The sequence below is a fragment of the Minwuia sp. genome (assembly GCF_048263705.1).
Taxonomy (GTDB): domain Bacteria; phylum Pseudomonadota; class Alphaproteobacteria; order Minwuiales; family Minwuiaceae; genus Minwuia.
This window is the reverse complement of record NZ_JBLXDV010000014.1, coordinates 17,292-30,752: the sequence shown is the minus strand read 5'-3', so window position 1 is coordinate 30,752 and position 13,461 is coordinate 17,292. Positions and strand designations below refer to the sequence as shown.

Here is a 13,461-nt window from a genome sequence, read left to right as displayed (position 1 = left end):
GGCGTGCGCCAGGGCAGAAGGGGAGATCAATCACATGGCTGCTGAGCCGCCGAAAGACCACAACGACAAGAATGTCCGCAAGCCGGGCACCAAGGCCATGCGACCGCGCGATGCGGCGACGCTGATCCTCTATCGCAAGGTGAAGGGGCAGGTTCAGGTCGTCATGGGCGAGCGGCATGCCAAGCACACGTTCATGCCCAACAACTGGGTGTTTCCGGGCGGCGGCGTGGAGCGGATGGACTGGCGTGTGCGGGCCGGCAGCGAACTGCAGGAACATGTCAGCGGCCACCTCAGCAAGGCGGCGACGCCGGCACGGGTGCGGGCGCTGGCCGCCGCAGCGATCCGCGAGACCTTCGAGGAAACCGGACTCATTCTGGGCGTCAAGGACCCCGAGCCCGGCAAACCCGTGCCGCGCAACTGGCGGGATTTCTTTGCGACGGGGCATGCCCCGGACTTCGACGCGCTGGAGTATGTGTATCGCGCGGTGACGCCCCCCTACCGGCCCAAGCGTTTCAATGCGCGGTTCTTCATGGCGGATGCCGAACGTCTGGCAAACGAGGTCATCGAGGGATCGGGCGAACTGCTGGATATTCACTGGGTCAGCATCGAGAAGGCGCTCACCCTTCCGATTCCGCGTATCACGGGCGTCGTTCTGCGCCGCATCGAAGACGATCTGGAAAACCCGCCCCCGAAGGATGCCGGACACCGGATGCCCCTGTTCCAGTACATCAACGGCAAGCACACGGACACGCACGAATGACGGATGTTCCGAAACGCCCGGTCCGCCCGCGCAACGCGGCGTCACTGGTGATCACGCGTGGCAAGGGCCTGGATACCGAGGTGCTGATGGGGCAGCGCGCCAAGCGCCACCGCTTCATGCCGCACATGTATGTCTTTCCCGGCGGGGGACTGGATCGTGAGGACCGGACCGCCGATGTCCTGGCTGACCTGCCTGACCGGCCCAAGGCGCGGCTGATGCGGCAGGTGCAGCGCGAGGACGTCGCGCGGGGTCTTGCCGTCGCGGCTGCGCGCGAGACCTGGGAAGAGACCGGCCTGGTTTTTGGCGAAGTACGGAACGACCGATTCACGCCGGATCTTTCGGGACTGGATTATCTGGCGCGTGCCATCACGCCGCCGCCGTCTCCGATCCGCTTTCACGCCCGGTTCTTCATCGCCGACGCCGAGCATGCGCAAGGCGGCGGCAGTGCGCCGATCAGCGGTTCCGGCGAACTGCTGGATCTCGCCTTCCGGCCGCTGCTGGAATGCCTGACCATGCCCATCGCCGACGTGACCGAGTTCGTGCTGGAAGAGGTGCTGCGCCGGGTCCGCGGCACCTCCATCGAGGCTGTTCCGATCTTTTCCTATCAGAACAATGCCCCGATCATCCGTTATCAGCACCTGGACGATGAATGAACCTCTCGCCCGCTGAACGCCGGGCAGGGATCACGGTCGCCATTTTCTGCATCGCCGCGGCGGCACTGGCGTTCGGACTGACACTGCCCTTGCTGGGACTGCTGATGGAACGCGACGGCTGGAGCCGTTCCGCCATCGGGTTGAGTTCGGCGATGGCACCGCTCGCGATCCTGATGGTTTCCCAGTTCATGCCCCGCCTGGTCGCCCGGTTCGGCGCGAAACGCGTCATCCTGATTGCCGCCCTGTCGGATGCCGTGCTGCTGATCCTGCTGAAGATCACCGATGATTATTATCTGTGGCTGCCGATCCGGTTCCTCATGGGCATCGCCATATCGGCGCTGTTCGTGACATCCGAAAGCTGGATCAACGAGGTGACCGAAAACCACAACCGTGGCCGGGTGATGGCGATCTACAACATCATGCTGTCCGCCGGTTTTGCCTCAGGGCCCCTGATCCTGGTGGTGGTCGGTATCGAGGGATGGGCGCCGTTCGCGGCGGGCGCGATCGTAATGATGCTCGCCTCGCTGCCGATGATTTTCGCGAAAGTCGCCGATCCGCCGTTCGAGGGCACCGCCAGTTTCAGCGTTTGGCGCTATTTTCTGGTGGCACCGACCCTGGCGGGCGCGATGCTGCTGTTCGCGATTGTCGAGAACGGCTCCACGTCGCTGCTGGCCGTCTATGGCGTGCGGAACGGACTGCCGGAGGGCGAGGCGGTGACGCTGATCAGCGCGGTCGTGTTCGGCGGCATGGTGATGGCCTTGCCCGTCGGCTGGCTGGCCGACCGGATGGATCGTATCCGGCTGCTGGTGATGCTCGCCTTCATGACCACGGCGATGGCCATCCTCATTCCCTGGACGATCGCCGACCCCGTATGGCGTCTGGTTGTGCTGTTCGCATGGGGTGCGGCCGCATCGTCCATCTACACGGTGGCGATGGCATTGCAGGGCGAGCGCTTCAAGGGCGCGGATCTGGTGACGGCGAATGCGGCGTTCGGGACGATCTACGGCATCGGATCGCTTGCAGGCCCCTTGGTGATCGGTGGCGCGATGGACTACGATGACCCTCACGGCTTCGCGTGGACGATCATCATCATCTGCGCCGGGTTTCTTGTGTTTACCGTGATCCGGCAGTCAATGAAGCGCGGATGACCTGAGGGGGAGAACAGCATGCTGAAGATCTGGGGACGGACGAACTCGATCAACGTGCAGAAGGTGATGTGGACCGTCGGCGAACTTGGTCTGGATCACGAACAGACGAATGTCGGTGGCACGTTTGGCGGCAATGACGCGCCCGAATACCTGGCGATGAATCCCAACGGGCGCGTGCCGGTGATCGATGACGACGGATTTGTCCTCTGGGAGAGCAATGCGATCGTCCGCTATCTGTGCGCGAAGCATTCCGAAGGCGCGCTATGGGCCACGGATCCTGCGGACCGCGCGCTGGCTGACCGCTGGATGGACTGGCAGGCGGCCAGCCTGATCGCCGACATGACCACCGTCTTCTTCGGCCTGATCCGTACGCCTGAGCCGCAGCGCGACTGGATCGCCATCGGCGATGCCGCAACCCGGGTCAGCGGACAGATGGGCATTCTCGATTCGCATCTGGGCCAGAACCGGTGGGTTGCCGGCGACAGCATGACGATGGGAGACATTCCCATCGGGGCGCTGGTCTATCGATGGCTGCATCTGCCGATGGAGCGTCCCGATCTGGCGCATGTCACGGCCTATTTCGAGCGGCTGAGAGAGCGTCCGGCCTTTTCGACCCATGTCATGATCCCGCTGAGCTGAGGTAGGACCCGATGAGCCAGGAAAAGAACAGCCGTCCGGCGCTGGATGCCGATTGCGCGGCACTGATCGAGAAAATGACCGCTGCGGGCGGCATCTTCGAGAAGCCGGATCACCTGCAGATGCGCGCGGCCTACGCGAAGACGAACGAAATCTACAATCCGCCGCCCCGCCAGATGCGGCGCGTCGAAGACGGGTTCGTGCCTGGTGACGGCGGCGATCAGCCCTCCGTTCCCGTTCGGATCTATCACCCGGACCATGCGACGGACCCCGCGCCGGGGCTGGTGTTCCTGCACGGCGGCGGCTGGGTGCTGGGCGATGTGGAATCCCACGACGCCCTGTGCCGGACGCTGGCCGTGCGGTCGGATGCCGTGGTGGTTTCGGTCGATTATCGCCTGGCACCCGAACATCCGTTTCCTGCCGCAGTCGAGGACTGCGAACATGCGTGGCGCTACGTGCATGCAAACGCCTCGGAATACGGGATCGACCCGGCGCGCATCGCAATGGGCGGGGACAGCGCGGGCGGCAACCTGACGGCCGCGGTCTGCCGGCGCCTGCGGGATGCGGGCGCGCCCATGCCGGTCATGCAACTGCTGATCTATCCGGCGGTCGATTTCACCGCAAGGGGCGGGTCCCTGGACGAAAACGCGACCGGGTACGTGCTGACGAAGGAGCGGATCGAGGCGATGGCGGAGATGTATCTGCAGGATCGGAAGAACTACGCCAGTCCCGATGCGTCGCCGCTGCTGGCCGAGGACCTGTCGGGCCTGCCGCCTGCGTTGGTCCAGGTGGCCGGATATGATCCGCTGCGCGACGAGGGGCTGGCCTATGCCGGGGCGCTCCGGGAAGCCGGGGTCGCCGTCGAACTGATCGAATATCCGACGGTCGTGCACGGGTTCATGCGCATGATCCGCCCGGTGGCGATGGCGCAGGTCGGGATCGACGATGCCGCGGCAGGATTGAGGCGGGCCTTCAGATCGGCCTGATCCGGGTGTCGCCCGCTTCCAGTTCGCCCTCGGGATAATTGACGCGAAGCATGGCCAGCGCCTTGTCGCCGTGCCCCGTGCGGATCGTCCCGATCTCGATTCCGTTCACCAGGACCGGTGTGCCGACCTCTGGCAATGCGCCGTCGATCTGAACGACGTTCAGCTTCTTGCGGACGTTGCCCCGATATTTCGTGCGGGCCGTGAGTTCCTGACCGACGTAGCACCCCTTCTTAAAGTCGATGGCGTTCAGTTCGTCCATCCGGTGTTCCAGCAGGAACGACTTCTCGACCTCGATGTCGCGACTGCCGTCGGGCACACCCATGGAAATACGGAGGGCTTCGTAGTCGGCGAGGGGAGCTTCATCGCCGTCGATCTGCCGGTCGGCGTCGATGATGGCACGCGCGCCCAGCGCGGGATTCCGGGGGTCGATGAACTGGAAAGCGCCGTCCAGTTCCCCGCTCAACAGCGCGATCACCGACCACCGGTCTGTCTCGTCGGCCAGATCCACCTTCGAGCGCAGCTTGTACATGGTCAGGCGGCGCTTCAGGTCGTCCAGCCGGTCGGCCTCGCAGTCCAGCAGGAACCCGTCCGTGTCGCGCACGACGAAGAAGTCGTGAAGGAACTTGCCCTGCGGGGTCAGCAGGGTCGCATAGACCCCGCGATCCGCCGCCGCCTTGCTCACGTCGTTGGAGACCAGCGATTGCAGGAAGCTTTCGGCCTCGTCGCCGGAAACCCTCAGCAGACCGCGATTGGGCAGTTTGATGTATCTGATGTCGCTCATGCTTCTGATCTGGCGAACTGTCGGTCCGAAATCAACTGCCTGTCCGCCCGAAGACCTTCAGCAGGAACGCGTAGTTCAGCGCGACCTCCTTCAGCTTGTCGAACCGGCCGGCGGAGCCTGCATGGCCGGCATCCATGTTGATCTTCAGCAGCAGCAGATTGCTGTCGGTCTTCATGGCGCGCAGCTTCGCCGCCCATTTCGCCGGTTCCCAGTAGGTCACGCGGGGGTCGGTCAGGCCGCCGGTGATCAGCATCGCCGGATAATCCTTTTCCTCGATGTTGTCGTAGGGACTGTAGGACAGCATCAGGTCGTGGATCTCCTTCGACGCCACCGGGTTGCCCCATTCAGTCCATTCGGGCGGCGTCAGCGGCAGGCTGTCGTCCAGGATCGTGGTCAGGCAATCGACGAACGGAACCTCGGCCACGACCGCCTTCCACAGGTCAGGCCGCATGTTCGCCGCCGCGCCGACCAGCATGCCGCCCGCGCTGCCGCCGTGGATGGCGATCTCGCCCGGGGTTGCCCAGCCCCGTTCGACCAGTGCTTCACCGGCTGACACGAAGTCACGGAAGGTGTTGGTCTTGGTCGTCATCTTGCCGTCCAGGTACCAGCGATAGCCTTTCTCCATCCCGCCGCGTATGTGCGCGATGGCATAGACGAAGCCGCGATCCACCAGACTGAGCCGATGCGGGCTGAAACTTGCGGGCATCGACATGCCGTACGAACCGTATCCGTAGAGCAGGACCGGCTGGCTGCCGTCCATCGGGGCATCGGCGCGATGCAGGACGGTCATCGGAACCTCGACACCGTCGTGCGCCCGGGCCTGGATCCGCCGCACCACATAGTCCGCAGGTTCGTGGCCGGACGGGATTTCCTGCTCTTTCAGAACGACCCGCTCCCGCGTGTCCATGTCATATTCGAAGATGCGTTCCGGTGTCGTCGGCGACGAATACGAAAAACGGAGCTTGCCGGATTCATATTCCTGACCGCCCGAAAGGCCCAGCGAGAAGGCTTCCTCCTCGAACTCGATCATGTGCCGGTCGCCGCTGCCGGTGTTGGTGACCACGATACGGGGCAGTGCGTTGACGGTCTCCAGCCAGACCAGCCACGTCTTGAAGGCCTGAACGCCACGCACCAGGACGCCGTCGCGCGCAGGCACCAGATCGGTCCAGTTCTCTTCCGAAGGCGCGTCGATCGGCGTTTCCATCAGCTTGAAGTCGATGGCACCGTCACGATTGGTACGAATGACGAAGCGGCCCGCCTGATCGACGACATCGTACTGATGGCCGTCGCGACGGGGCGCGATCAGGGTCGGCGCCGCATCGGGGGTGTCGCTGCGCAGAAAGCGAACCTCCGTCGTCTCCGAGGCGTGCGATGCGAGAAAGATGAAGTCACGGCTGTCGCTTTCCTCGATGGACAGGAAATAGCCGCTGTCCGGCTCGTGATAGACCAGCCGGTCGTTGGCCGGATCGTCGCCGATGCGGTGGCAGAACGCGCGGTCCGGGCGCAGGTCATCGTTCAGCTTCGTATAGAAATAATGCTGTCCGTCCTTCGCCCAGACGATTGAGCCGCTGGTGCCTTCGACGATCTGATCGATCGGGTCGCCGCCCGCGATGTCGCGCACCTGAATGCGATAGAGTTCCGACCCCTTCACATCCTCGGACCAGGCGAGGCGCGTGTGGTCGAAGGACTGACGGATCGCGCCCAGACGGTAGAAGGCATGCTCTTTCGACAGTCTGTCACCATCCAGCAGCAACTCTTCCGCGCCGCCGTCGCGCGGCTTCCGGCAATAGAGTGGATGCTCGCCCTGCGTCTCGTACCGGACGTAATAGGCAAAGGGACCATCCTTTACCGGCGGTGAGGCGTCGTCGGGCTTGATGCGGCCTTTCAGTTCGTCGAACAGCGCATCCTGCAGGGCTTCCACATCGCCAAGCTGCGCCTTCGTGTAGGCATTCTCCGCTTCCAGATAGGTGCGGATGTCCGCTTGCAGCACCGACGGATCGCGCATCACCGCCCGCCAGTTCTCGTCGCGCAGCCAGTAATAGGGATCGACGCGTTCGACGCCGTGCGCGGTCAGGGTGCGGGGACGTCGGTCGGCGACGGGCGGTGTATTTGTCATGGATGCTTTCCGGGCTTTCAGGAATCGGTGCGCCGCGACTATAAACGGCTGAACAGTCAGAGCAGAGGTATATGGGATGAAGCCGGTCAGAACACACCCCAACGCGATCGAGGCCGCCCGTCTGGTCAGCCGGATGCTGATCGAGACGGAATCGGTGCATTTCAACGCGGACAAGCCGTTCATCTTTACAGCCGGCTGGGCGAGCCCGGTCTACATCGACTGCCGCAGGCTGATCGCGTTCCCGCGCGTCCGTCAGAAGATCGTGGATCTGGCCGCCGAAACGCTGGGGCGTCAGGTGGGTTTCGAAAGCTTTGACGGTGTGGCGGGCGGTGAAACCGCGGGCATTCCCTATGCCGCCTGGATCGCCGACCGGCTGATGCTGCCCATGCAGTATGTCCGCAAGAAGCCGAAGGGGTTCGGGCGCATGGCCCAGATCGAAGGCAAGCTGGACGAGGGCGATCGTGTCCTGCTGGTCGAGGATCTGACGTCCGACGGCGGGTCCAAGATCAACTTCTGTGAAGCCATTCGCAACGCGGGCGCCAGCGTCGACCATGCGTTCGTGGTCTTCTATTATTCCATCTTCCCGCACGCGAACGCGAATTTCGAGAAGGCGGGTATCGAACTCCACTATCTGGCGACCTGGTGGGACGTGCTGGAAGCAGCGCGGGACAGCGGGTATTTCGAGACCCGGACGCTGGACGAGGTCGAGGCGTTCCTGAACGATCCGGTGGGCTGGTCCGGCGCGCACGGCGGCCGTTCGGAGGCACCGGAATAGGGCACCCAGACTGCGATGCTGCGTCGCAACTCGATCTATTGTGCAATGCAGCATGAATTCCTAGATTGATGGTTCAGGCACCAATATCAGGGTGCCCCATAAATTGTATCTGGGAGTTCCGATATGAACGACGCACCGAAGAAGACCGAGATCGAGAAACCTGCCGCCGAAGCCGCGAAGACCGCGACGGACGCTGCTGCAAAGACCGCTGAAACGACGGTGAAGGCGACCGCCGAAACCGCGAAGGCGCCTGCCAAGGCCGCTGCCGCCGCGACGAAGCCTGCCACCCGCAAGACGGCCGCCAAGCCTGCGGCGAAGAAGTCCGCCGCGCGCAAGGCCTCGGCCAAGCCCGCCGCCAGGAAGACCGCCAAGACGGCCGTGAAGAAGGCTGCCGCGCCCGCCAGGGCCGCAGCGAAGACCGCCACGAAGACGGCGGCAAAGGCCGAACCGGCGATCGCGAACGCTGCCGGTCTGACGACCGAAATCAGCGATGATTTCACCCGCTTCGTCCAGAGCCGCGTGGAAGACAACCTGGCGTTCATCGATGAGCTTCAGAACGTGTCCGGCCCCGCCGACCTGATCAAGGCGCAGCAGAACTATCTCGACACTGCCGCGAAGGCCTACAGCGAGCAGTTCTCCAGCCTGAACGAGCGCTATCAGGACCTGTTTTCGGTTTCCTTCAATCCGATGGTTGCATCGTTCAAGGACGCCGGCGCGCAGTGGCGCAAGATGATGGGTGTCTGATCGCGATCTTCAGCATCCTTGAAGACGTCAAGAGAAAGGCCGCTGGCAAAACCAGCGGCCTTTTTCGTTCCGTCGGTTTGGATCGGCGTCAGCCGTCCTTCTGATCCTTGCTGTGGCCACGATGACCGCCGCGGTGCTTGGTCAGCCGTTCGACCGTCGCCTTCTGCTCATCGGTCAGAACCGCATAGAGCGGGTCGAACGAAGCGCGGATGGTCCGGGTCGCACCCAGCGCGGTCTCCATGATCTCCTCGATCTCGGCCATGCGTTCCGGCGCGGTGCCGGTACGCAGGGTCTCCATGCGGTCGCACGCCGTCAGCATCTGCTTGCCGCCGGTCTGCACGGCCGCAGCGAACGTATCCCATTCGGCCTGCTGGGCATCGGTGATGCTCAGACGGATCTCGGCGAAGGTGACGATATCCTCCAGACGCTCCTCGCCCTGGGCGCAGACCATGTGAATGCCGCGATGTTTGCCACCGTATCCCGCATATTCGAAGCTGCCGGAAGTGGCGGCGCTCAGGCCGGCGGTCGCACCGACAAGCCCCAGGGCCGCGGCGGCACTGATGAGTGTGATTTTCAGTCGACGTTGCATGATGTTTTCCTTCATTGCAGGTGATCTTGTTCGTGGTGACCAGGTCTATCTACGAGCCGTGCCCCGCCGTTACAGCCCCTTGGCGGCAACTGGGTGTAACCGTCGGTAACCATGGGCCGGACCGTTACCAAGCGTTACGAAAAACCGGAGCGCGCAGGCCAAACAGGCTATAAATCGGGACCATGCAACGCCGCCCCCATATCCTGATCGTCGATGACGACCGTGAAATCCGGGATCTGCTGGCCCGCTTTCTGGTCCGTCATGACTTCCGCGTCGATACCGCTGCCGACGGCAAGGAGATGGACCGTGTACTCGCAGGCGGTCGTTTCGACCTGATCGTGCTGGATCTGATGATGCCGGGCGAGGACGGGCTGGCCATCTGCCGCCGCCTGCGCGCCGACAGCAACATACCGATCCTGATGCTGACCGCCCTGGGCGAGGAGGCCGACCGTATCGTCGGTCTGGAAATCGGTGCCGACGACTATCTGCCGAAGCCGTTCAACCCGCGTGAACTGCTGGCACGCATCCGTGCTGTGCTCCGCCGGGTCGAATCCAACCCCGTCTCCGCCACGGGAGAACGCGCGCGCGTGGTGCAGTTTGATGGCTGGCAGGTCGATCTGGCGGCCCGGGAACTGCGCGACGCGGAGGGCACGCTGGTCGTGCTGACATCGGGCGAGTTCGACCTGCTGGAGGCGCTTGTCGAACGCCCGCAACAGATTCTCAGCCGCGATCAGCTCGCCGATCTCACGTCGGGCCGGGTGCTGGGACCGCTGGACCGGTCCATCGATGTTGCACTCAGCCGCCTGCGACGGAAACTGGGCGAGGATCCTAAGACGCCGCGGCTGATCAAGACCGTGCGCCATGGCGGATATTACTTCGCTGCCGATGTCACACCATGCTGAGACCGTTCCGCGACAGCGGCATCGCGGCGCGGCTCGCCATGATCCTGATGATCCTGATGCTGGTCGGCGTCGGTATTTCCATCGGCTGGTACGTGAAGGACCGCTCGGAGGCCGCGACGCGTCTCTTCGCCCATTCCGCCGCCAGACGCATCGACAACACTGTCCCGCTGCTGGATCAGGCCACCGTCGCCGGGCGACGTGACATCATCCGTGCGGTCTCGGGCCCGACCATGCGTGTCAGGCTGGCCCCCGGACCGCCGCCGCCGGATCCCGAACTGATGCAGATGCGTCAGGTGCAGCGGCATGCCCGCCGCCTGCTGCGGCAGCTGGGCGACAGGCCGCTGGTGCTCTCGCGCGTGGGGGACTGGGAAAATCCGCTCTTCGGTCGCGATCGGGACGGTCCGCCCGAACCCGACCTGCTGCCCAGCCGGACAAAGATGATCGTCGCGACCACGCTGCAGGACGGCCAATGGGTCCATTTCGTGCTGGCGACGGACCTGACGTCGCTGCGATGGGCCTTGCGGACGGCCTTCTGGGTGACCTCGCTGGGGATCGTCATCGTCCTGTTTTCCTTCTGGGCCGCCTACCGGGCGACCCGCCCGTTGCGCAAGCTGACGGCTGCGGCCGAGCGCCTGGGACTGAACGTCGATGCGCCGCCCCTGGCCGAGGAGGGCTCGCGTGAACTGAAGAAGACGGCGCGTGCCTTCAACACGATGCAGCAGCGGATCAAGCGCCTGGTCGATGACCGCACGCTGATGCTCGGTGCGCTGAGCCACGATCTGAAGACCATGCTCACCCGGTTGAGACTGCGCTCGGAATTCATCGAGGATGCAGAGCAGCAGACCAAGGCGATCCGCGATATCGACGACATGGACCTGATGGTGGACGCGGCGCTGAGTTTCATCCGCGGGGATCAGGCCAACGAAGCGATCTCGCGGCTCGACCTGGCGTCGCTGCTGCGCGATCTGGCCGAGGATATGCAGGCGCAGGGCCATGACGTCACCTTCGACGGACCTGAAAAGCTGCCGGTCTTCGGACGGCCCGTCGCACTGAAGCGGGCGACCGCCAACCTGATCGACAATGCCGTGCGCTATGCCGGCAATGCGAGGGTTGCGCTGTCTGCCGACGACGTTCGGGTGGAAATGGTGATTTCGGATGATGGTCCCGGCCTGCCGGATGGCGAACTTGAGAAGGTCTTCCAGCCGTTCTATCGGGTCGAGACCTCGCGCAGCCGCGATACCGGAGGCAGTGGCCTGGGGCTGGCGCTGGCCCGCGACGTCTTCCGGCGGCTTGGCGGCGATCTGGCGCTGTCCAACGGTCGCGGCGGCGGCTTGGTGGCGACGGCCTGGCTGCCGGGCGACAGCGCGACGTGAGCGCGGCCTCGACCCGTGTGCAGCTGTGGCGGACGGCCTACAAGGCCGCCTGGTTTCTGCGCAAGGGCGTGCGCCTGCTGCCGTTTCCGCACATGAATGGCGCGATGGCCGCCATCTGGTGCAATGACAGGGTGCTGCTGGTCCAGAACACCTACAACAGTTTCTGGTCCCTGCCGGGCGGGCGCCTGAATGCGGGCGAAGACTATCGCGATGCGGCGGCGCGGGAACTGTCGGAAGAGACCGGCATCATCGTTGCGGCAGCGGAGCTGGATTTCGTCCATGGCGAATTCCTGGGGCACGCCCTGCGCCGGGACCGCGTCGAAATTTTCGAAGCGCTGGTTCAGACGAGACCGGAAATCGTCCGGAACGAGATCGAGATCGCCGAAACCCGCTGGCTGACGACAGCGGAGGCGTTCGACCTGCCCCTGTTCGGACCGACGCGGCGCTACCTGCGGGCGCGTCAGCGTCGCTGATCGGCGGCGATCCGGTCGAAGTCGTCCAGCATCGCCGCGAACTTCGCCGGATCGCTGATCACCCGTGGAACCTTGTGCTGTCCGCCCAGCTTGCCCTTCGATGCCATCCAGTGCCGGAAACTGCCTTCCGGCACCAGGCGCACGACGGGCGCTTCCATGCCCGTACCCCCCGACCGATGCGCGCGATAGTCGTCGTTGGCCTGGCACAGTGCCCGGTCGATGTCTGCGGAGAGTTTCCCTGCGTCAGCGGCATTCCCGGTTTCGACGATATAGACGTGACCGCCCTTGCCGCCGGTGCCCTCTGAAAGGACGGGCCCGACGGAGAATTCGATGATCTGGACGGATTGAGCCTGCGCAGCCACGTTGACGGCCCGCTCGATCTCGCTGCCGATCAGGTGCTCGCCGAAGGCCGAGAGCATGTAGGACGTGCGCCCGGTGATCAGGAGCCGGGGTGGAGACGTGTCGACGAACCTTACCGTGTCTCCCAGCAGGTAGGCGTAGAGACCGGCGCAAGAGGAAAGCACGACGGCATAGTCGATCCCGGGTTCGATAGTCCCGGCCCAGTGGCGCGTCGGATTGTCGGAACCGAGTTCGGCGAGCGGTACGAACTCGAAGAAGATTCCATTGTCGATGATCAGTCGAAGACCCTCACCATCAGCACGGTCGGCGACGGCGATGAAACCTTCGGATGCCGGATAGACCTCGCGCGTGGCCACACCGGTCTGTTTCAGGAAGGGCGCGAACCGTTCCCGGTACAGATCCCAAGCGACACCGCCGTGGATCAGCAGTTCCAGGTTGGGGAAGGGCTGACGGCCGTCCGAGACCTCTTGCATGCGCTCAAGCAGGATCAGCATCCAGCTCGGCACGCCGGTCCAGATGGCGATGTTCTGCTCGAACCCGTCCTCGACGAAGCGATCAAGTTTTTCCTGCCAGTCCTCCAGCAGCGCCGTCTCGGTGGGCGGCCAGGCGTAGGGTTTCGTCCACAAGCTCTGGGTCTTGATGGCGATGCCGCTCAGGTCGCCGCTGAAGACGCCGGGGGCTTCCTCGACCAGATCGGTCGACCCCCCCATCATGAAGGTCCTGCCGGAAAGCGGCCGGCTGTCGGGATGGTTGGCGAGGTGGTGCGTGACGACATCGATCGCGGCGCGCTTGTTGGCGGCGACCATCCGGTCGGTCACCGGAATGTACTTCGTCGCGCCGGACGTCGTCCCCGACGTCACGGCGAACCATGTGGTCTTTCCGGGGCTGGTGATGTTGCGGTGCTTGGGGAAGGGCTTCTGCCACCAGTCGCTCCAGAAGTCCTCATAGCTTCGTATGGGCACGGCGCGCTGGAAATCCGCCACGGTGCGCAGGTTGGAAAACCCGTGTGCCCTTCCAAAGGCCGTATCGCGCGCCCAGCGCAGCAGTTTCATCAGTTCCGCAGCCTGCGTTTCAGCCGGATCCTGTGCCTGCAGGGCCTTGAGCCGCCTGCGGGCGGCGATCTTCAGAAGCGGTGTGGCGTCGATCAATAGGAGCTCCTGTCAGT

14 protein-coding genes are annotated in these 13,461 nt (G+C 64.2%); 10 read left to right on the top strand and 4 right to left on the bottom strand.

What is annotated here, in order from left to right:
- Positions 1-34 precede the first annotated feature (34 nt).
- Genes ACN0X7_RS17175 through ACN0X7_RS17155 form a run of 5 tightly spaced genes read left to right on the top strand, consistent with a single transcriptional unit; the run spans position 35 to position 4,183 of the window.
- The gene (locus tag ACN0X7_RS17175; protein WP_417519529.1) at positions 35-760 is read left to right on the top strand and encodes an NUDIX hydrolase; all 726 of its coding nucleotides are present in this window, start codon (positions 35-37) and stop codon (positions 758-760) included.
- Positions 757-1,413 carry an NUDIX hydrolase gene (locus ACN0X7_RS17170; RefSeq protein WP_417519527.1) on the top strand — a complete coding sequence of 219 codons (657 nt, stop codon included), beginning with the start codon at positions 757-759 and terminating at the stop codon, positions 1,411-1,413. Before ACN0X7_RS17175 ends, ACN0X7_RS17170 begins: the two co-directional genes overlap by 4 nt.
- Complete coding sequence (locus tag ACN0X7_RS17165) at positions 1,410-2,561, top strand: MFS transporter (RefSeq protein WP_417519525.1); 1,152 nt, start codon at positions 1,410-1,412, stop codon at positions 2,559-2,561. Before ACN0X7_RS17170 ends, ACN0X7_RS17165 begins: the two co-directional genes overlap by 4 nt.
- 18 nt (positions 2,562-2,579) lie before the next feature.
- Positions 2,580-3,200 carry a glutathione S-transferase family protein gene (locus ACN0X7_RS17160; RefSeq protein ID WP_417519523.1) on the top strand — a complete coding sequence of 207 codons (621 nt, stop codon included), beginning with the start codon at positions 2,580-2,582 and terminating at the stop codon, positions 3,198-3,200.
- An 11-nt stretch (positions 3,201-3,211) separates the two neighbouring features.
- Complete coding sequence (locus tag ACN0X7_RS17155) at positions 3,212-4,183, top strand: alpha/beta hydrolase (RefSeq protein ID WP_417519521.1); 972 nt, start codon at positions 3,212-3,214, stop codon at positions 4,181-4,183.
- On the opposite strand, the gene ACN0X7_RS17150 is transcribed toward ACN0X7_RS17155, so the two are convergent.
- Both ACN0X7_RS17150 and ACN0X7_RS17145 read right to left on the bottom strand, forming a co-directional pair.
- The gene (locus ACN0X7_RS17150) at positions 4,170-4,964 is read right to left on the bottom strand and encodes a YgfZ/GcvT domain-containing protein (RefSeq protein WP_417519519.1); all 795 of its coding nucleotides are present in this window, start codon (positions 4,962-4,964) and stop codon (positions 4,170-4,172) included. The genes ACN0X7_RS17155 and ACN0X7_RS17150 overlap by 14 nt on opposite strands.
- Positions 4,965-4,995: 31 nt before the next feature.
- The gene (locus ACN0X7_RS17145; RefSeq protein WP_417519517.1) at positions 4,996-7,080 is read right to left on the bottom strand and encodes a S9 family peptidase; all 2,085 of its coding nucleotides are present in this window, start codon (positions 7,078-7,080) and stop codon (positions 4,996-4,998) included.
- Positions 7,081-7,156: 76 nt separating this feature from the next.
- Here ACN0X7_RS17145 and ACN0X7_RS17140 point away from each other — a divergent pair, with 76 nt between their 5' ends.
- Together ACN0X7_RS17140 and ACN0X7_RS17135 are read left to right on the top strand one after the other, a co-directional pair.
- Positions 7,157-7,855, top strand: coding sequence for an orotate phosphoribosyltransferase (locus ACN0X7_RS17140; protein ID WP_417519515.1), 699 nt, complete (start codon positions 7,157-7,159; stop codon positions 7,853-7,855).
- A gap of 123 nt (positions 7,856-7,978) precedes the next feature.
- A complete protein-coding gene (locus ACN0X7_RS17135) occupies positions 7,979-8,599 on the top strand; it encodes a phasin family protein (RefSeq protein ID WP_417519513.1) in 621 nt (206 codons plus the stop codon).
- 88 nt (positions 8,600-8,687) lie between these two features.
- On the opposite strand, the gene ACN0X7_RS17130 is transcribed toward ACN0X7_RS17135, so the two are convergent.
- The gene (locus ACN0X7_RS17130; protein ID WP_417519511.1) at positions 8,688-9,188 is read right to left on the bottom strand and encodes a Spy/CpxP family protein refolding chaperone; all 501 of its coding nucleotides are present in this window, start codon (positions 9,186-9,188) and stop codon (positions 8,688-8,690) included.
- Between the two features lie 182 nt (positions 9,189-9,370).
- Here ACN0X7_RS17130 and ACN0X7_RS17125 point away from each other — a divergent pair, with 182 nt between their 5' ends.
- The 3 genes from ACN0X7_RS17125 to ACN0X7_RS17115 are packed head-to-tail and all read left to right on the top strand — an operon-like array spanning position 9,371 to position 11,936.
- A complete protein-coding gene (locus ACN0X7_RS17125; RefSeq protein ID WP_417519509.1) occupies positions 9,371-10,090 on the top strand; it encodes a response regulator in 720 nt (239 codons plus the stop codon).
- Entirely contained in the window at positions 10,084-11,463 is a 1,380-nt protein-coding gene (locus ACN0X7_RS17120; RefSeq protein WP_417519507.1) for an ATP-binding protein, read from the top strand. Before ACN0X7_RS17125 ends, ACN0X7_RS17120 begins: the two co-directional genes overlap by 7 nt.
- Entirely contained in the window at positions 11,460-11,936 is a 477-nt protein-coding gene (locus ACN0X7_RS17115; protein ID WP_417519505.1) for an NUDIX hydrolase, read from the top strand. The genes ACN0X7_RS17120 and ACN0X7_RS17115 overlap by 4 nt, the downstream gene beginning before the upstream one ends.
- Here ACN0X7_RS17115 and ACN0X7_RS17110 read toward each other — a convergent pair.
- Positions 11,924-13,444, bottom strand: coding sequence for a GH3 family domain-containing protein (locus tag ACN0X7_RS17110; protein WP_417519503.1), 1,521 nt, complete (start codon positions 13,442-13,444; stop codon positions 11,924-11,926). The two genes, ACN0X7_RS17115 and ACN0X7_RS17110, sit on opposite strands and share 13 nt — an antisense overlap.
- Positions 13,445-13,461 lie beyond the last annotated feature (17 nt).

Bases quoted from the DNA above. Each gene is read 5' to 3' on its own strand.
- ACN0X7_RS17175 (WP_417519529.1), top strand. From the start codon at position 35: ATGGCTGCTGAGCCGCCGAAAGACCACAACGACAAGAATGTCCGCAAG.
- ACN0X7_RS17170 (WP_417519527.1), top strand. From the start codon at position 757: ATGACGGATGTTCCGAAACGCCCGGTCCGCCCGCGCAACGCGGCGTCA.
- ACN0X7_RS17165 (WP_417519525.1), top strand. From the start codon at position 1,410: ATGAACCTCTCGCCCGCTGAACGCCGGGCAGGGATCACGGTCGCCATT.
- ACN0X7_RS17160 (WP_417519523.1), top strand. From the start codon at position 2,580: ATGCTGAAGATCTGGGGACGGACGAACTCGATCAACGTGCAGAAGGTG.
- ACN0X7_RS17155 (WP_417519521.1), top strand. From the start codon at position 3,212: ATGAGCCAGGAAAAGAACAGCCGTCCGGCGCTGGATGCCGATTGCGCG.
- ACN0X7_RS17150 (WP_417519519.1), bottom strand. From the start codon at position 4,964: ATGAGCGACATCAGATACATCAAACTGCCCAATCGCGGTCTGCTGAGG.
- ACN0X7_RS17145 (WP_417519517.1), bottom strand. From the start codon at position 7,080: ATGACAAATACACCGCCCGTCGCCGACCGACGTCCCCGCACCCTGACC.
- ACN0X7_RS17140 (WP_417519515.1), top strand. From the start codon at position 7,157: ATGAAGCCGGTCAGAACACACCCCAACGCGATCGAGGCCGCCCGTCTG.
- ACN0X7_RS17135 (WP_417519513.1), top strand. From the start codon at position 7,979: ATGAACGACGCACCGAAGAAGACCGAGATCGAGAAACCTGCCGCCGAA.
- ACN0X7_RS17130 (WP_417519511.1), bottom strand. From the start codon at position 9,188: ATGCAACGTCGACTGAAAATCACACTCATCAGTGCCGCCGCGGCCCTG.
- ACN0X7_RS17125 (WP_417519509.1), top strand. From the start codon at position 9,371: ATGCAACGCCGCCCCCATATCCTGATCGTCGATGACGACCGTGAAATC.
- ACN0X7_RS17120 (WP_417519507.1), top strand. From the start codon at position 10,084: ATGCTGAGACCGTTCCGCGACAGCGGCATCGCGGCGCGGCTCGCCATG.